16 protein-coding genes and 1 tRNA gene are annotated in these 17,645 nt (G+C 72.4%); 12 read left to right on the forward strand and 5 right to left on the reverse strand.

The features are described 5' to 3' along the window. Positions 1–7: 7 nt before the first annotated feature. The 3 genes from D0Z67_RS24190 to D0Z67_RS24200 all read left to right on the forward strand — a co-directional run bounded on the left by D0Z67_RS24190 (position 8) and on the right by D0Z67_RS24200 (position 3,115). Entirely contained in the window at positions 8–439 is a 432-nt protein-coding gene (locus tag D0Z67_RS24190) for a hypothetical protein (RefSeq protein WP_031183774.1), read from the forward strand. Between the two features lie 81 nt (positions 440–520). Continuing rightward, positions 521–2,578, forward strand: a complete 2,058-nt coding sequence (locus tag D0Z67_RS24195; protein WP_037776149.1) for a phage holin family protein — start codon at positions 521–523, stop codon at positions 2,576–2,578. Between the two features lie 111 nt (positions 2,579–2,689). Next, positions 2,690–3,115, forward strand: a complete 426-nt coding sequence (locus D0Z67_RS24200) for an OsmC family protein (RefSeq protein ID WP_031183776.1) — start codon at positions 2,690–2,692, stop codon at positions 3,113–3,115. Between the two features lie 52 nt (positions 3,116–3,167). Here D0Z67_RS24200 and D0Z67_RS24205 read toward each other — a convergent pair whose 3' ends face one another. After that, positions 3,168–4,031, reverse strand: a complete 864-nt coding sequence (locus D0Z67_RS24205; protein ID WP_031183777.1) for a helix-turn-helix domain-containing protein — start codon at positions 4,029–4,031, stop codon at positions 3,168–3,170. A 131-nt stretch (positions 4,032–4,162) separates the two neighbouring features. Between D0Z67_RS24205 and D0Z67_RS24210 the strand changes: the two genes are divergently transcribed. Together D0Z67_RS24210 and D0Z67_RS24215 are read left to right on the forward strand one after the other, a co-directional pair. After that, positions 4,163–4,906 carry a class I SAM-dependent methyltransferase gene (locus tag D0Z67_RS24210; RefSeq protein ID WP_031183778.1) on the forward strand — a complete coding sequence of 248 codons (744 nt, stop codon included), beginning with the start codon at positions 4,163–4,165 and terminating at the stop codon, positions 4,904–4,906. Positions 4,907–5,095: 189 nt separating this feature from the next. Next, the gene (locus D0Z67_RS24215) at positions 5,096–5,998 is read left to right on the forward strand and encodes a class I SAM-dependent methyltransferase (protein ID WP_031183779.1); all 903 of its coding nucleotides are present in this window, start codon (positions 5,096–5,098) and stop codon (positions 5,996–5,998) included. 1 nt (position 5,999) lies between these two features. Here D0Z67_RS24215 and D0Z67_RS24220 read toward each other — a convergent pair whose 3' ends face one another. The 4 genes from D0Z67_RS24220 to D0Z67_RS24235 all read right to left on the reverse strand — a co-directional run bounded on the left by D0Z67_RS24220 (position 6,000) and on the right by D0Z67_RS24235 (position 10,731). Then, positions 6,000–6,689: a glycoside hydrolase family 75 protein gene (locus D0Z67_RS24220; protein WP_031183780.1), complete on the reverse strand. Its 690-nt coding sequence runs from the start codon at positions 6,687–6,689 to the stop codon at positions 6,000–6,002. An 82-nt stretch (positions 6,690–6,771) separates the two neighbouring features. Further along, complete coding sequence (locus tag D0Z67_RS24225; protein WP_031183781.1) at positions 6,772–7,608, reverse strand: aldo/keto reductase; 837 nt, start codon at positions 7,606–7,608, stop codon at positions 6,772–6,774. Positions 7,609–7,690: 82 nt separating this feature from the next. After that, on the reverse strand, positions 7,691–9,523 hold the full coding sequence (locus tag D0Z67_RS24230) for an AMP-dependent synthetase/ligase (protein WP_031183782.1): 1,833 nt from the start codon (positions 9,521–9,523) through the stop codon (positions 7,691–7,693). 338 nt (positions 9,524–9,861) lie between these two features. Continuing rightward, entirely contained in the window at positions 9,862–10,731 is an 870-nt protein-coding gene (locus D0Z67_RS24235) for a LysR substrate-binding domain-containing protein (RefSeq protein WP_031183783.1), read from the reverse strand. 138 nt (positions 10,732–10,869) lie between these two features. Between D0Z67_RS24235 and D0Z67_RS24240 the strand changes: the two genes are divergently transcribed. From D0Z67_RS24240 to D0Z67_RS24265, 7 genes are all read left to right on the forward strand, one after another. Continuing rightward, entirely contained in the window at positions 10,870–11,880 is a 1,011-nt protein-coding gene (locus D0Z67_RS24240) for a bile acid:sodium symporter family protein (protein WP_031183784.1), read from the forward strand. Between the two features lie 79 nt (positions 11,881–11,959). Next, positions 11,960–12,493: an isochorismatase family protein gene (locus D0Z67_RS24245; protein ID WP_031183785.1), complete on the forward strand. Its 534-nt coding sequence runs from the start codon at positions 11,960–11,962 to the stop codon at positions 12,491–12,493. A 152-nt stretch (positions 12,494–12,645) separates the two neighbouring features. Then, positions 12,646–13,974, forward strand: coding sequence for an OFA family MFS transporter (locus tag D0Z67_RS24250; RefSeq protein ID WP_031183786.1), 1,329 nt, complete (start codon positions 12,646–12,648; stop codon positions 13,972–13,974). Continuing rightward, a complete protein-coding gene (locus D0Z67_RS30440; RefSeq protein ID WP_267974119.1) occupies positions 13,949–14,077 on the forward strand; it encodes an MFS transporter small subunit in 129 nt (42 codons plus the stop codon). Before D0Z67_RS24250 ends, D0Z67_RS30440 begins: the two co-directional genes overlap by 26 nt. Positions 14,078–14,221: 144 nt before the next feature. Next, complete coding sequence (locus tag D0Z67_RS24255; protein WP_031183787.1) at positions 14,222–15,169, forward strand: beta-ketoacyl-ACP synthase III; 948 nt, start codon at positions 14,222–14,224, stop codon at positions 15,167–15,169. Positions 15,170–15,277: 108 nt separating this feature from the next. Then, positions 15,278–15,365 (forward strand) — tRNA-Leu (locus tag D0Z67_RS24260). A 123-nt stretch (positions 15,366–15,488) separates the two neighbouring features. Then, the gene (locus tag D0Z67_RS24265; protein WP_107059663.1) at positions 15,489–17,534 is read left to right on the forward strand and encodes an SNIPE associated domain-containing protein; all 2,046 of its coding nucleotides are present in this window, start codon (positions 15,489–15,491) and stop codon (positions 17,532–17,534) included. The last annotated feature ends 111 nt before the right edge of the window (positions 17,535–17,645 follow it).

Raw genomic sequence — 17,645 nt, forward strand, 5'->3', positions numbered from 1 at the left:
GGACGCCATGGGACCGTTACGGGGTGCCTCGGCCGCGCCTGCGGCGGTACGGATCACCGCCATCGCCAGCCTGACCCCGCTGGAGGAGCTGGAGGCCGACCCCTTCCTGGTCGACTCCCGCAGCCAGCACGCCATGTGCGCCCGCTGGGCCGCCGAGCAGGGCTTCGTGGTCACCCGCGAACTCCTCGTCGGCGGCCTGCGCTTCGACCACGACGCCCTCTGGGACGGCGTACGCCCCGGCGTGGACGTCTTCGTCGCCCCCAGCAGGCGCGTGCTGGAACGCGCGCTGTCCTCGGCGGAGGAGTTCACCGCCGAGTGCGCCCGGCGCGGCGTCCACGTGGAGACGGTCGGCAGCGCCGAACCCGCCTACGACGCCCGGATGAAGGCACGCGTGCACCGGCGGCTCTCCATGCCCACGGCCGGGTACGACGGCAAATGAGCCGCCCCGGCGTCCCCGGCCGGTATGACAAGGTGGGGGGAAGGCCCCGCGGGGCGGGCCGGAACGTGAGGTGCGCGGGGCGTGGGGTGGCGACGGGTTGCCGGTCAGATCGGCCGGAGCGTCACGGTGTGGGCGGTCTCCACCCTCACCATGCTCCTGCTCGCCGGACTCCTCCCCGACTTCCGGCTCCAGTCGCCCGACGGTGACAGCGCCACCCGTATCGCCGTCACCGCCGCCTGCGGCGCGGGGGCGTTCGGTCTGCTGTCGGCGCTTCTCTGGCCGGTGCTGGTGCGGACGCTGCTGCTGGTGCCCGCGCTCTTCCTCGGCCTGCTGGTCTTCTTCCTCAACGGCTCCCTGCTGCTGCTCGCGCTGCGCGTCAACCCCTCCGGGCGGGGCGAGGTGGCGCCCGAGACCGCCGTCATCGTCGCCGCCGTGATGTCCGCGGTCGCCTCCGCGACCGGCGGCGCGCTCGCCGTACGCGACGACGACGCCTACCGGCGCCGGCTGCTGCGGCTGGCCGGCCGGCGCCGAAGAGCCGCCCTGCCCTGCGCGAGCACCCCCGGCCTGGTCTGCGTCCAGCTCGACGGCGTCGGCCACGACGTGCTCACCGCCGCCGTCCGCGACGGCCTGATGCCCACCGTCGCCCGCTGGCTCGCCGCCGACGGCGTCATCCCGCCCACCCACCGGCTCACCGCCTGGCGCACCGACTGGTCCAGCCAGACCGGCGCCAGCCAGCTCGGCATCCTGCACGGCAGCACCTGGGACGTGCCCGCCTTCCGCTGGTACGAGAAGGAGCGCGGCGAGGTCATGGTCTGCAACCGGCCCGCCTCCGCCGCCGAGTTGCAGCGCCGCGCCACCGTCCGCACCGGCGAGGCGGGACTCCTCGCCGTCGACGGCGCCAGCCGGGGCAACCTGTTCAGCGGCGGCGCGGGGGAGCAGGCCCTCGTCCTGTCCATCGCCACCCGCCGCCGGGGCCGGGAGAACCGTTCCCGCGCCGGGTACTTCGCCTACTTCTCCGACCCCGCCAACGCGGTGCGCACCGCGCTGTCCTTCTTCGCCGAGATCGGCCGCGAGATCGGCCAGTCCACCCGCGCCCGGTTCGCCGGAACCCACCCGCGCGTCGGCCGGGGCGGCCTCTACCCGTTCGTCCGCGCCTTCGCCACCGTCGTCGAACGGGACGTGGTCGTCGCCGCCGTGATGGGCGACCTGCTCGCCGGCCGCACCGCCGTCTACGCCGACCTCGTCGCCTACGACGAGGTCGCCCACCACTCAGGACCGGACAGCCGCGACGCCCGCCAGGTCCTCAAGCGCCTCGACCGCTCCCTCGCGCTGATCGAGAAGGCCGCCGAGCACGCCCCGCGCCCCTACCGCCTGGTCGTCCTCTCCGACCACGGGCAGAGCCCCGGCGAGACCTTCCGCTCCCGCTACGGCCTCACCCTCGCCGACCTCGTCCGCGCCGGCAGCGGACTCCCCGTGCCGCGCGGCGCCGGGCGCACCCCGAGCGGCGCCGAGGCCCGCGCCGCCGTACGCGCCGCCCTGGGCCGGGGCGACGGTGTCCCCGTGGCCGGGGAGGACGGCTCCGAGCCCGTCGTGCTCGCCTCCGGCAACCTCGGCCTGGTCTCCTTCCCCGACGTCCCGCACCGGATGACCAAGGAGGAGATCGACGCCCGCCACCCGGCGCTGCTCCCCACCCTCGCCAACCATCCCGGCATCGGCTTCCTGCTGGTCCGCAGCGCCGAGCACGACGGGGTGGTCCTCGGCCCCTGCGGCACCGAGATCCCGCTGGCCGAACTGGACGAACGGCCGGGACCGCTGGCCCGCTTCGGCCCCGGCGCCGTCGACGCGGTACGCCGGACGCACGCCTTCCCGCACACCGCCGACATCATGGTCAACTCCTGGCACGACCCGGCCACCGGGCAGATCCACGCCTTCGAGGAGCAGATCGGCTCCCACGGCGGCCTCGGCGGCGCCCAGTCCCGCCCGTTCCTGCTCTCCCCGCTCCCCCTCTCCATGCCCGGCGAGGACGGCGAGGCGCTGACCGGCGCCGAGCGCGTGCACGGCGTACTGCGCCGCTGGCTCGGCGAGTTGAACGGCCCCGAGGTGCCGCTCGACGCCGACCCCGAGCCCCGGGCGGCCTGAGCCGGCGGACGGGTCCTGACGCTGCGGCGACCCTTGATGTGATCGGATGGGGTCACGGGGGTACGGGGCAACAGGACCCGGAACACCCAAACACCCGCGAAAGGAACCACCGTGGCTACCACGCGCACCGCACACACGGACTGGGAAGGCGAACTGCTGTCGGGCAGCGGCACCGTCACGTTCGACTCCTCCGGCATCGGCTCCCAGCCGGTGTCGTGGCCGTCGCGCGCCGAGAAGGCGAACGGCCGCACCAGCCCGGAGGAGCTGATCGCCGCCGCGCACTCCAGCTGCTTCTCCATGGCCCTGTCGCACGGCCTTACCGGCGCCGGTACCCCGCCCACCCGGCTGGAGACCAGGGCCGACGTCACCTTCCAGCCCGGCGAGGGCATCACCGGCATCCACCTCACCGTGCGCGGCGAGGTCCCCGGTCTGGACGCGGAGGGCTTCCAGGCGGCCGCCGAGGACGCCAAGAAGAACTGCCCGGTCAGCCAGGCCCTGACCGGCACCGAGATCACCCTCACGGCCGAGCTGGCCTGAAGCCCGCCGGCTTTCCGGTGCCGCGTCCCGCACGTCATGGGCGCGGCACCGGTCACAGGCTCTCGCGGAACTCCCGCAGCAGCTTCTGGGTGCGCTGCGCGGAGGCGGCCAGCGCCGTCATGTGGTCCAGCACCTCCAGGTGCGCGGCCACCTCCTCGCGCGAGTCGAGGTAGAGCGCGCCGGTCAGATACTCGGTGAACACCATGTCCGGCAGCTCCCGTTCGGCGAACCGGAACAGGGTGAAGGGGGCGTACGCCCCCGGGTGCGGGCCGGCCGCGAACTCCGCGAGCTGGATGGTGATGCCGTCCCGGTCGGCGTACTCCAGCAGCCGGTCCAGCTGGTCGCGCATCACCTCGGACCGCGTGCTCACCGGGCGGCGCAGCACCGTCTCGTCCATCACGAACCACAGGTGCGGGGCGTCCTCCCGCTCCAGCAGCCGCTGCCGCTCCAGGCGCAGCGCCACATGCCGCTCCACCGTCTCCGCGCCGTGCTGCCCTATGGGCCCGGCCTCCAGCACCGCCCGCGCGTACGCCTCGGTCTGGAGCAGGCCGGGGATGAAGTGGGGCTCGTAGGACCGGATCAGGCGGGCGGCGCCCTCCAGGCTGACGTACAGGCTGAACCAGTCCGGCAGCACGTCGTGGAAGCGCTGCCACCAGTCCGGCTGGTTGGCCTCCTCGGCCAGCCGCACGAACGCGGCGGCCTCCTCCTCGCCCACCCCGTACGCGGCCAGCAGCGCCTGCACGTACGGGATCTTCAGCGCGACCTCGGCCGTCTCCATCCGCCGCACGGTCGCCGAGGCCACCCGCAGCACCCGCGCCGCCTCGTCCCGGCTCAGCCCGGCCGACTCCCGCAGCTCCTGCAACCGCCGCCCGAGCACCACCTGCCCCACCGTGGGAGCGGCCCGCCGCTCACTCACCCCGGCCCCCTCCCCACTGATCCGTACAGCCAGTCTGCCACGCGGGGGTCCTGCGCACAGGAGGGATCAATCAGCCACTGGGGGGCGGGAGTTGGCCGAGTAGGCGCGGAATCCGCGGGCACACGAACCCCGTGCTCGACTACGACAAGGAAGCCGAGTCCTATGACCAACTTCGTGGCGGGGAGCCCCGTGCTCGGGCCGCTGCCGATGCCGTGCTCGGGCTGGTTCCGGAGGGTGGGGGGCGGCTGCTGGACAACGGGTGCGGTACCGGGATCGTCACGCGGCAACTGATCGAGGCGCGGCCGGGGTTGCGGGTGACGGGGGTCGATCTCACGTCGGCGATGGCGGGGAGGGCGGCTGTTCGGGTGCCCGGTGCCGTGGTGCGGGGGGACAGCCGGCGACTGCCCTTTCCGGACGGGGTGTTCGACGTCGTCACCAGTGTGTGGCTGCTGCATCTGATGGACGATCCCGCCGATCTGCGGGCCGTGCTCGGGGAGTGCGCGCGGGTGTTGCGGCCTGGCGGGACCTATGTGACAACCGTCGACAAGGCGAGGGCGCACGACGTGGGCAGTGACATCGACGCCGTGCTCGGGCCGCGCCCCCGGCGGCCCGCCTCCGACGACCCGGCCAAGGTGGACGCGTACGCCGCCGGGGCCGGGCTGGTCAGGACCGGGCAGGCGCGGTTCACCGGGGTCGGGCAGGGGCGCAGCCCGCGCCGGACGATCAAGGACCTCCGGCGCGGGTGGTTCACCCTGCTGCCGCCCGGCGAGCCGCGTACCGAGGAGTTCGCCGCGCGGCTGGCCCGCCTGCCCGACCAGGACCGTCCCCGCGCGGACCCCGTCTTCACCCTGCACGCGTACCGGCGGTCCGGGTAGGGGCCCGCCCGCACTGACCGGCCGCACCCGGCCGGCCATACCGCCCGCCCATGCCCCCGACCGCACCCACCCGGTCCAGCCGCGCGGCTCCGAGGCTTGCCGTATCGGCAACAGTTCTTGCCGTCGGCCACCGCCCCGTCGCACGCTGGGCGCAGCCGGAGCAGAGCCGGGGAAGAGAGGCCGACCAGCATGGCGCACGACCACCACAAACCCGCCGGGCACGGGCACGGACACGGGCACGGGCATCAGACCGACATCGACTGGGCCGAGATGGGCCCGGTACTGGAGTCCCAGGCGGAGCTGCTCGCGCCCGCCTACCGCGAGGCGATGGCCTGGCTCGCCGAGGAGACCCCCGAGCCGGGCCTGATCGTGGACGCGGGCAGCGGCCCCGGCGTCGTCGCCTGCCTGTTCGCCGAGGAGTTCCCCGGCGCCCGGGTCACCGCCGTCGACGGCAGTGGACCCCTGCTGGAGCGCGCCCGCGCCCGCGCCGCCCGCCTCGGCGTGGACGGCCGCTTCTCCACCGTCACCGGTGAACTCCCGGAAGCACTGGACGAGTTGGAGTTCCCGGCCGACCTGCTGTGGGCCAGCCGCAGCCTGCACCACCTCGGGGACCAGCGGGCCGCGCTCGCCGCGTTCGTGGAGCGGCTCGCCCCCGGCGGCACCCTCGCCCTCCTGGAGGGCGGTCTCCCCGCCCGCTACCTGCCCCGCGACATCGGCATCGGCCGCCCCGGACTCCAGTCCCGGCTCAACGCGGCCGAGGAGGAGTGGTTCAGCCGGATGCGCGCCGAACTGCCCGGCGCCGTCGCCGAGCCCGAGGACTGGCCCGCCCTGCTCACCTCGGCCGGCCTGAAGCCCACCCGCACCCGTACCTTCCTGCTGGACCTGCCCGCCCCCGCCGACGAGGCCGCCCGCGACTACGCCGCCGCCTACTTCACCCGGCTGCGCGACGGCCTCGGCGACGTCCTGGACGCCGACGACCGGGCCACCGTGGACCGCCTCCTCGACCGCGCCGACCCGGAGAGCCTGTACCAGCGGGCCGACCTGTTCGTGCTGGACGCGTACACCGTCTACACGGCCGTACGCCCCCGCTGAGTCAGTTCGCCGCGAGGAGTTGCCGGGCCAGCCGGTCCCCGAGCGCGACCGCCGCGTCATGGCTCTCGACCGGGGACACCCGCGCCTCCTTGAACAGGATGTACGTCACCCCGGACTCGGCGCCCCCGGTCGCCGGGTCCGGGTCGATGCCGAGCGCCTCGGCGGTCGCGTACGACGCCTCGCCGATGATCTCCTTCGGGCCGGTGTCCCCGACGACGGCGTACTCCACCCGGTCGCCGTGGATGACGGCGACCACTGCGCCGCCCGCGATGCCGGCCGCCGCGGGGTCCCACAGGGCGCTGTTGCCGGGCACCACCACGTACGGTAGCGTGTCGGCGCGCAGCGGCCTGCCGTCGGACTGGTGGTAGGCGGTGTCGTCCTGGTACCAGGGGTCGCGGTCCTCGTTGCAGTTCGCGGTGCGCTGCCCGTCGCAGTCCACGTCCAGGTCCGCCTGCCAGAACACCGCGCCCTCCAGCCCGCACACCGGGACGGTCGCGGGGCTCTCGGCGTCGGTGCGGTACAGACCTGCGGAGACCCGGTCGCAGGTCCGTACCTTGGCCAGCAGGTCGGCCGCGGGGATCGTGCCCTCCCGGGCCCGCCTCGGCGTGTCACCCTGCGCGGCGGCCAGGGCCGTGGCGCAGAGCAGGACGGTCCCGGCGGCGGTGGCGAGACCCAGGGGACGAAGACGCACGGCGCGGAGCCCTTCCCGGCGAGGCGGCACGCGGCGCCGCCCGCCCCGGGGACGGGACGGGCGGCCCGGTGGCGCGGAGGTGTCAGACCATGTCGAACGTGGCCGGGTCGGGACCCAGCCGCTTGTTCTCGTCCAGCGCGCTGATGGCGGCGAGGTCCTCGTCGTCCAGGCTGAAGTCGAACACCTCGATGTTCTCCTTGATCCGCGACGGCGTCACGGACTTCGGGATGACGATGTTGCCCAGCTGGATGTGCCAGCGGAGCACGACCTGCGCGGGCGTACGCCCGTGCTTCTGGGCGATGGCGACGATCGCCGGGACCTCCAGCAGGCCCTTGCCCTGGCCGAGCGGCGACCACGCCTCGGTCGCGATGCCGTGCTCGGCGTTGAACTCCCGCGCCGCGCGCTGCTGGAGCTGCGGGTGCAGCTCGATCTGGTCGACCGCCGGGACGACGGACGTCTCCGCGATCAGCCGCTGAAGGTGCTCGGGCAGGAAGTTGGACACTCCGATCGCGCGGATGCGGCCGTCGGAGTACAGCTTCTCGAACGCCTTGTAGGTGTCGAGGTAGTTGTCCCGCGCGGGCAGCGGCCAGTGGATCAGATAGAGGTCGAGGTAGTCGAGACCGAGCTTCGCCAGCGACGTGTCGAAGGCACGCAGGGTGGAGTCGTACCCCTGGTCGCTGTTCCAGAGCTTGGTGGTGACGAAGAGGTCCTCGCGGGGCAGGCCGGAGGCCGCGATGGCCTTGCCGGTGCCCTCTTCGTTGCCGTAGATCGCCGCGGTGTCGATGCTGCGGTACCCGGTCTCCAGCGCCGTGGCGACCGCGCGCTCCGCCTCGTCGTCCGGGACCTGCCAGACGCCGAAGCCGAGCTGGGGCATCTCGACACCGTTGTTGAGGATGATCGGGGGGACCTTGCTGCTCACGAGCCTGTGATCCTTCGGTTGTGGACAGGTGCTGTACCCATCGTCAACGATCATCGGCCGGTCCGCATTCCTGACGGCGGGATCAGGACCGGTAGAGGGCTTCCACCTCGTGCTCGTACGCCTTCTCGATCGCCTTGCGCTTCAGCTTCAGCGACGGCGTCAGCAGCCCGTGCTCCTCGGTGAACGGCTGGGCCAGGATGCGGAACGTACGGATCGACTCAGCCTGCGAGACCAGAGTGTTCGCCGCGACCACCGCCCGGCGCACCTCGGTCTCCAGATCGGCGTCGTGCACCAGCTCGGCCGGGGCCGGGCGGGGCTTGCCGCGCATCTGGAGCCAGTGGTCGACCGCCTCCTGGTCCAGGGTGACCAGCGCCGCGATGTACGGGCGGTCGTTGCCGACGACGATGCACTGGTTGACCAGCGGATGATCCCGCACCCGCTCCTCCAGCACGCCGGGGGAGACGCTCTTGCCGCCGGAGGTCACCAGGATCTCCTTCTTGCGGCCGGTGATGGTCAGATAGCCGTCCTCGTCCAGCGAGCCCAGGTCACCGGTGGCGAGCCAGCCGTCGTGCAGGGTCTCGTCGGTCGCCTTGGGGTTGTTGAGGTAGCCCTGGAAGACGTTCCCGCCGTGCAGCCAGACCTCGCCGTCGTCGGCGACGTGCACGCTCACCCCGGGGACGGCCTGGCCGACGGTGCCGTAGCGGGTGCGCTCGGGCGGGTTGGCGGTGGCGGCGGCCGTCGACTCGGTCAGGCCGTAGCCCTCGTAGATCTGGACGCCGGCGCCCGCGAAGAACAGGCCGAGGCGGCGGTCCATCGCCGAGCCGCCCGACATCGCGTTGCGGATACGGCCGCCCATCGCCGCGCGGACCTTGGAGTACACCAGCTTGTCGAAGAGCTGGTGCTGCATCCTCAGGCCCGCCGAGGGACCGGGGCCGATGCCCCACGCCTTGGCCTCCAGGGCGTCGGCGTACTTCACGGCCACGTCGACCGCCTTCTCGAAGGGCGTCGCCTTGCCGTCCTTCTCCGCCTTGCGCCGGGCCGAGTTGAACACCTTCTCGAAGATGTACGGCACCGCCAGGATGAACGTCGGCCGGAACGCGGCGAGGTCCGGCAGCAGGGCGGCCGCGTGCAGCTGGGGCTGGTGGCCGAAGCGGACCCGGCCCCGGAGCGCGGCGACCTCCACCATGCGGCCGAAGACGTGCGCCAGCGGCAGGAAGAGCAGGGTGGACGCCTCGTCGCCCTTTTTTGAGTGGAACACCGACTCCCAGCGGCGGATCACCGCGTCCGCCTCGAACATGAAGTTGCCGTGCGAGAGGACGCAGCCCTTGGGGCGGCCGGTGGTGCCCGAGGTGTAGATGACGGTGGCGGTGGACTCCGGGGTGACCGCCGCGCGGTGCCGGTGCACCACATCGTCGTCCAGGTGCGCCCCGGCGTCGTACAGCTCCCGTACGCAGTTCGCGTCGAGCTGCCAGAGCTGGCGCAGGCGGGGGAGGCGGCCGATGACCGTGGCGATCGTCATCGCGTGGTCCTCGTGCTCCACCACGGCGGAGGTGACCTCGGCGTCGTGCAGCATCCAGAAGCACTGCTCGGCGGAGGAGGTCGGGTAGATCGGCACCACCTGGGCGCCGATCGTCCACAGCGCGAAGTCGAAGAGGGTCCACTCGTAACGGGTGCGGGACATGATGGCGACCCGGTCGCCGAAGCGGACGCCCTGGGCGAGCAGGCCCTTGGCGAGGGCGACGACCTCGTCACGGAACTCGGCGGCGGTCACGTCCCGCCACTTGCCCTGATCGTCCTTGCGGCCGAGGGCGATGTGCAGCGGGTCGGTGCGCGCGTTGTCGAAGACGGTGTCGGCCAGACCGCCCACCGGCGGCTCCGACTCCCTCTCCGTCGCAGGGTTGGTGAACTCGCGCAAACCTCGCTCCCCCCTTGCTCGCTCTTCCTCGCTCCTCCGTCACGGACCCGCGACGCTCCGCACAGCGCCGTGAAAGCTACCCCACCGAATGGCCGGATGGGAGGGGTCCGGAAACCGGCCAAACCTCACGTACCTCACGGACACCACCCGGAAAATCCCCGCACATGCGGAAGGGCCGGACACGATACTGACGGGTCGGTACGTACCCCGGTCGTAATCTCCACCGAATCTGTACGGGCCGGTCACGGGGTGGGGCGTGGCGCAGAGGGGTCGGGGAGGCTGTCGGTCACTGCCACAAGGGCGCCGGGGCGAAATGCGCCATCTCCCCTCCGGGAGCCTCAGCCGCTCCGCCGCCGCAGCCGCTCCCCGCCCGCCAGGATCGCCGCCGCGAGTGCGTTCGCCGCGCCCTCCGTCGTGCCCCTCGCGCGGGCGTGGGTCAGGGTGAAGTCGACCTTGCCGAGGTCGGGGAGGCCGGCGCGGTCGGGGATACGGGTCAGGCCCGGGGGGATGAGGTGGCGGGAGTGGGCCATGACGCCGAGGCCCGCTCGGGCGGCGGCGATGAGGCCGTTGAGGCTGGCGCTGGTGCAGACGACGCGGTAGGGGCGGGAGTGGGCGTCCAGGGTCTCCAGGGCGCGGGCGCGGGTGATGCCGGGTGGGGGATAGACGATCAGGGGGACGGGGCGGTCCGGGTCGAGGCGCAGGCGGTCCGTGCCGATCCAGACGAGGTCGTCCCGCCAGACCAGGCGGCCGCGTGGGTCCTCGGGGCGGCGCTTGGCGAGGACCAGGTCGAGCTTGCCCTCGGCCAGGCGCTCGTGCAGCGTGCCGGACAGCTCCACCGTGAGTTCGAGGTCGACCTCGGGATGGTCGTACCGGAAGCCCTCCAGGATCTCCGGGAGCCGGGTCAGCACGAAGTCCTCCGAGGCGCCGAACCGCAGCCGGCCCCGTACGCGCGGGCCGGAGAAGTACGCCGACGCCTGCTCCTGCACCTCCAGCAGCCGCCGCGCGAACCCGAGCATCGCCTCGCCGTCGCCGGTCAGTTCCACCGAGTGGGTGTCACGCGCGAACAGCTGGCGGCCCGCCGCCTCCTCCAGCCGGCGCACGTGCTGGCTCACCGTCGACTGCCGCAGCCCCAGCCGCCGCGCGGCCTGCGTGAAGCTGAGCGTCTGCGCCACCGCGAGGAACGTCCGCAGGTGCGTGGGGTCGTACATGGAGGCCAGCCTAGCCCGGTCATCACGAACCGCGATCGCAGTCAGAGCGGTATGCCGGATTCCGCGATCGGCGCCGACCGGGCACGATGGAGATCGTCCGCCCCCACCGACACGCTACGGAGCCCTGTGAAACGCCGGCTGCCCATCGACCCGTACATCGCGCTGCTCCTCGGCACGGTGGGCCTGGCCGCGCTGCTGCCCGCGCGGGGTGTCGCCGCCGACGTGGCCTCCGGTGCCTCGACGGCCGCCATCGCGTTCCTGTTCTTCCTCTACGGCGCCCGCCTCTCCACCCGCGAGGCGATGGACGGACTGCGCCACTGGCGGCTCCATCTCACCGTCCTGGCCTGCACCTTCGTCGTCTTCCCGCTACTCGGGCTGGCGGCGCGCGGACTGGTACCGGTACTGCTGACCCAGCCGCTGTACCAGGGTCTGCTGTTCCTCACCCTGGTGCCGTCGACCATCCAGTCCTCCATCGCCTTCACCTCCATCGCGCGCGGCAACGTCCCCGCCGCCATCTGCGCCGGCTCCTTCTCCTCCCTCGTCGGCATCGTGGTCACCCCGCTGCTCGCCTCCGTGCTGCTGGGCAACTCCGGCGGCGGCTTCTCCGCCGACTCGCTGCTGAGGATCGTGCTGCAACTGCTGGTGCCGTTCCTCGCCGGACAGCTCCTGCGGCGCTGGATCGGCGGCTTCGTCGCCCGGCACAAGAAGGTGCTCGGACTGGTCGACCGTGGCTCGATCCTGCTGGTCGTCTACACCGCGTTCAGCGAGGGCATGGCCCAGGGCATCTGGCACCAGGTGAGCGTCCCGAGGCTCGGCGCGCTGCTCCTGGTGGAGGCGGTCCTGCTCGCGGTGATGCTGGCGCTGACCTGGTACGGGGCGCGGGCGCTCGGGTTCGGCCGGGGCGACCGCATCGCCATCCAGTTCGCCGGGTCGAAGAAGTCCCTCGCCTCCGGACTCCCCATGGCCGGCGTCCTGTTCGGCGCCCACGCCTCCCTCGCCGTACTGCCGCTGATGCTCTTCCACCAGATGCAGCTCATGGTCTGCGCGGTCATCGCCAAGCGCCGCGCCCACGACCCCGAGGAATCCCCGGCCGCACAGGCCCAGGTACCCCGCCCGCGCGTGCGGCCGGACGGCGACGGCGCCCCGTAGACCGCCGAACGCGTCTCGTTCACGCACCCGTTGATCCAGATTTCCGGCACGGACAGCGGGCGAGGGCTAACGTTCCGTCATGACCGCAGCCCCCGTACTCGACCCCCGGCGCACCGCCCTGGTCCTCGTCGACCTCATGGACCGTCTCGTCGCGCTGCCGCTTGAACCCCGCAAGGGCACCGAAGTGCTCACCGCCTGCGAGGAGTTGGCGGCGCGGTGCCGCGCCGGGGGAGCGCTCGTCGTACTCGTCCGGGTCGAACGGCCCGCCGTCGCCGAACAGCCGCCCGGCAGCGGTCTCGTGGCCGGACTGCTCCACGAGGGCGACCGGGAGGTGGTCAAGCGGACCATCGGGGCGTTCCAGGGCACCGGGCTGGACGAGCTGCTGCGGGACCAGGGCGTCGACACCCTCGTCCTCGGCGGCATCGCCACCAACCTGGGGGTCGAGTCCACCGCCCGCGCCGCCGCCGACCTGGGCTACGAACTGGTCTTCGTGGAGGACGCCATGGCCGCGTTCACGGCCGCCGAGCACGACGCGTCGGTACGGCTGGACTTCCCCCGCCTGGGCACGGTCACCATGGTCGGACGGCTGGACTTCGCGGCCGTACGGGACTGAGGGCGTACCTTTCCGGCCACCCGGCGGCCCCTCCCACCGGCCACCCGACGGCCCCTCCCACCGACCGCCCGACGCACGGAGCCGACCGTTCACCGCAAACGCGCCGCGCCCCTCCTTCTCAACCCACCCGCCCCGACCTACCGTCCGGCCCCATGAGCAGCCCCCCTGTCGCGCCCCCGGGCTGGAGCCGCTGGCTCGTACCGCCCGCCGCGCTCTCCGTCCACCTCTCCATCGGCCAGGCGTACGCCTGGAGCGTGTTCAAGCCACCCCTGGAATCCGCGCTGCACCTCGACGGCACCCAGAGCGCGCTGCCGTTCCAGCTGGCGATCGTGATGCTCGGTCTTTCCGCCGCGTTCGGCGGCACCCTGGTCGAGCGCAACGGCCCGCGCTGGGCGATGACCGTGGCCCTGGTCTGCTTCTCCTCCGGGTTCCTGATCTCCGCGCTCGGCGCCCAGACCCAGCAGTACTGGCTGATCGTCCTCGGGTACGGGTTCGTCGGCGGCATCGGCCTGGGCATCGGCTACATCTCGCCCGTCTCCACCCTGATGAAGTGGTTCCCGGACCGGCCCGGCATGGCCACCGGCATCGCCATCATGGGCTTCGGCGGCGGCGCCCTGATCGCCTCGCCGTGGTCGGCCCAGATGCTGGAGTCCTTCGGCACCGGCCACTCCGGGATCGCGCTGGCGTTCCTGGTGCACGGGCTCGCGTACGCCGTGTTCATGACCCTCGGCGTGCTGCTGGTCCGGGTGCCCCGGCCGGACGGGCGCACCAAGAGCGGCACGGACGCGGCCGTGGGCGTCCAGGTCTCGGCCCGCAGCGCGCTGCGCACCCCGCAGTTCTGGTTCCTGTGGGTCGTGCTGTGCACCAACGTCACGGCCGGGATCGGCATCCTGGAGAAGGCCGCGCCGATGATCACGGACTTCTTCGCGGACAGCTCCACCCCGGTCTCCGTCTCGGCGGCGGCTGGCTTCGTCGCCCTGCTGTCGGCGGCCAACATGGCGGGCCGGATCGGCTGGTCCTCCACCTCCGACCTCATCGGCCGCAAGAACATCTACCGGGTCTACCTGGGCGTCGGCGCGCTGATGTACCTGGTCCTCGCCCTTTTCGGGGACACCTCCAAGCCGCTGTTCGTGCTGTGCGCGCTGGTCGTCCTCTCCTTCTACGGCGGCGGCTTCGCCACGGTCCCCGCGTATCTGAAGGACCTCTTCGGCACGTATCAGGTCGGCGCCATCCACGGCCGGCTGCTCACCGCCTGGTCCACCGCGGGCGTACTCGGCCCGCTGATCGTCAACTGGATCGCCGACCGGCAGGAGGGCGCGGGCAAGCACGGACCCGCGCTGTACGGACTCTCCTTCTCGATCATGATCGGCCTGCTCCTCGTCGGTTTCGTCGCCAACGAGCTGATCCGCCCCGTCCACCCCCGTCACCACGTCCCCGCCCCGAAGGAGGCCCCCGATGCCCAGCGAGAGCAGCCCGCCTGACCGGCGCCCCCTGATCGCCCTCTCCTGGCTCTGGGTGGGCGCGCCGCTCGCCTACGGGCTGTACGAACTGGTGCGGAAGGCGACGCAGCTGTTCACCGGGTGAGGTGTCGGGCGCCCGTACGAGGGTCTGCGTGAAGCCGACAAAGGGGATGCCCGATTCCTGTGGCTTCACGTACCCCCGTACCCGTGAGTCACTGCGCAGACTGGAGAGTCCCGCCAACCACGGCAGCAGTGAGGGGACCCCGACATGCACGGCTCGCGTATCGCCGCGATCGGCCACTACCAGCCCGCCAAGGTGCTCACCAACGAGGACCTGGCGCGCATGGTCGACACCAGCGACGAGTGGATCACCAGCCGGGTCGGCATCCACACCCGGCACATCGCGGGCCCCGACGAACCGGTGGACGAGCTGGCCGCGCACGCCGCCGCCAAGGCCCTGGCCGCGGCCGGGCTCGCCCCCGGCGACATCGACCTGGTGCTGGTCGCCACCTCCACCGCGATCGACCGCTCCCCTAACACCGCCGCCCGGGTCGCGGCCCGGCTGGGCATTCCCGAGCCCGCCGCGATGGACGTCAACGTGGTGTGCGCCGGCTTCACCCACGCGCTGGCCACCGCCGACCACACGGTACGGGCGGGCGCCGCGACGCGTGCGCTGGTGATCGGCGCGGACAAGATGTCCGAGGTCACCGACTGGACCGACCGCACCACTTGCGTCCTGGTCGGCGACGGCGCGGGCGCGGCGGTGGTCGAGGCGTGCGCGCCGGGGGAGGAGGCCGGGATCGGGCCGGTGCTGTGGGGTTCGGTGCCGGAGATGGGCAACGCGGTACGGATCGAGGGCACGCCGCCGAGGTTCGCGCAGGAGGGGCAGAGCGTGTACCGCTGGGCCACCACCCAGCTCCCGCCGATCGCCCGGCGGGCCTGCGAGAAGGCCGGCGTCGACCCGGCCGAGCTGGCGGCGGTCGTCCTGCACCAGGCCAACCTGCGGATCATCGAGCCGCTGGCGCAGAAGATCGGCGCGGTGAACGCGGTCGTGGCCCGCGATGTCACCGAGTCCGGCAACACCTCCGCCGCGAGCATCCCGCTCGCCCTCTCCAAGCTGATCGAACAGGGCGCCGTCCGCACCGGCGACCCGGCCCTCCTGTTCGGCTTCGGCGGCAACCTCTCCTACGCCGGCCAGGTGATCCGCTGCCCCTGACCCGGGGTGGCCGAAGGCACAGATACGCAGGTGAAAGGCGCTCCGAAACCTTGGTATTGTTGTCCATGTCGCCGCGGGGAACACCCCCGGCCGGGTGACAGACACCTTGTCCGGGTGGCGGAATGGCAGACGCGCTAGCTTGAGGTGCTAGTGCCCTTTATCGGGCGTGGGGGTTCAAGTCCCCCCTCGGACACCACAAAGGCCCTTGCTGAGCAAGGGCCTTTTTGTCGTTCCGGGCTCGCCTTTCCGAGGTTTCCGCACCTCGGTGTCGGCATGGGTGGTAAATACAGTCATCCAGTACGACAGAAAGTGAACCGCCGTGTCCGTACAGTCCTCACGGCCCGACGTGGACGCGGCCGCAGCCGCGATCAAGGGCATCTGGTTTCCCGTCAAAGGCACCGTGCACAGCCTCCCCGAGGTGCTGGCGCCCGACGAGATGGTGCAGGTCCTCGCAGTGGCCCACCATGACCGTGCGATGGGCGTACTCGTCCTCACCGACCGGCGCTTCCTGTTCCGGGCACAGAACTGGTCCGGCCAGCGGATGGTGACGCACTCCTTCCCGGAGATCACCGACATCCGGTGGTCGGGCGGGCTTGAGCAGGGGGTGCTCACCGTGTTCATCGGCGGCTGGGCGGCCGAGTTCAAGAACATGGACAAGCGGGACGGGCAGCACCTCGCCGAGTGCATGCGGCAGTGGCGCCAGTGGTATGCGGCGCAGGGCGGTGCGGGTGCGCCGCAGTACGGGCAGCCCGTGCAGACTGCGCCAATCCCTCCGCAGTACGGTCAGCACACTCAAGCGGCGCCCGTTCCTCAGCAGTACGCGCAGCCCGCTCCGGCGGCCCCGGTCCACCCGCAGTACGCACAACCGGCCCCGGTTCCGCCGCAGTACGCCGCCCCGCACCACGCCCAGCCGGCCTCGCCCGCGCCCGTCCCGCCCCAGTCGCCGCGGCCTCCGGCCTCCTCCGGTGGCGGTCTCTTCGGGCGGCGGCGCCGGGAGGCGGAGGCGGAGGCCGCGCGGCTCGGGGACGAGCTGCGGGCGCACGCGGCCGACACCGAGACGTTGCGCGCGGAGAACGCCCGCCTCCAGGCCCAGCTGTCCGCACTAGTCGGCGCCGACGCCGCCCGGCTGGCGCAGGAGGCGGAGCGGATCGGCCGCACCCATGCCGAGCGGCTGGGAGAGCTGGAGCGGATCGACGCCGTACTGGACGCCAAGGTGGAGGCAGCCGCCGTTCGTGCCGAGGGCGAGCTGCACGGCACCCGGCAGCGGCTGACCGAGATGGAGGCGCAGGCTCAGGAGGCCGAGCGCCGGCTCGCCGCCGCGCGCGGCGCGCTGGTCGTCACCGACGACCTGGCGCTGCTCCAGGAAGCGGGGATCTACGAGTACCGCCACCCGCTGGCGGACGCCGTCGCGTACAAGGCCGAGCTGGACCGGATCAAGGAGCAGTACAAGGCGCTGACCAAGAACGGCCGTGCGGTGGTCGGTGTCACCGAGTGGACCGTCAACGGCTCGGCCGCCGAGGGCCGGCGCATGGTGCGGGACTTCTCCAAGCTGATGCTGCGGGCGTACAACGCCGAGGCGGACGCCGCCGTGCGCGGGATGAAGCCGCACCGTCTCGCCTCCCTCGTCGACCGGCTGGTGAAGTCCCGGGAGACGATCGCCAAGCTCGGCAAGACCATGCAGATCCAGGTCACGGACCAGTACCACCGGCTGCGCGTGAAGGAATTGGAGCTGACCGCCGACCACCTGGCCAAGCAGGAGGCGGAGAAGGAGCGGCGCCGCGAGGAACGGGAACGGCAGCGGGAGGAGGAGCGGCTGGAGCGGGAGATCGCCCGTGAGCGCGCCCGCCTCGACAAGGAGCGCAACCGGCTCGTCCTGGCGCTGAACCGCGCCCGTACGGCAGGGCAGGCGGATGCCACCCAGATCGCCGAACTGGAGCGCAAGCTCACCGACCTGGACGCGGAGGAGGAGGCCATCGACCGGCGCGAGGCCAACCGCCGTGCCGGGTACGTGTACGTCATCTCCAACATCGGCGCCTTCGGCGAGTCCATGGTCAAGATCGGCCTCACCCGGCGGCTGGACCCCATGGACCGTGTCATCGAACTCGGCGACGCCTCCGTACCGTTCCGCTTCGACGTCCACGCCCTCATCTACAGCGACGACGCGGTGGGCCTGGAGCGGGCCCTGCACCAGGAGTTCGAGCCCCAGCGCGTCAACCGGGTCAACGCCCGCCGCGAGTTCTTCCACGTCACTCCCGGCCAGGTCCGCGACGCCCTGACCCGCCATGCGGGCCAGCACCTCCTGGAGTTCCACGAACAGCCGGACGCGCCGGAGTGGCGGGCGAGTGTGGCGGCGGGGCGGGAGTGAGGACACCTAGGGTCTGTCGTTTGGATCAGGTCGGCCGAGAGTGACTATGCCTCTTGGCCGACCCGAGCGGGGCGTGGTGCGTGCGGATGCAAGGCGGAGGAGGGCGTCAAC

It is taken from the genome of Streptomyces seoulensis (assembly GCF_004328625.1).
In the GTDB taxonomy this organism is placed as follows: Bacteria; Actinomycetota; Actinomycetes; order Streptomycetales; family Streptomycetaceae; genus Streptomyces; species Streptomyces seoulensis.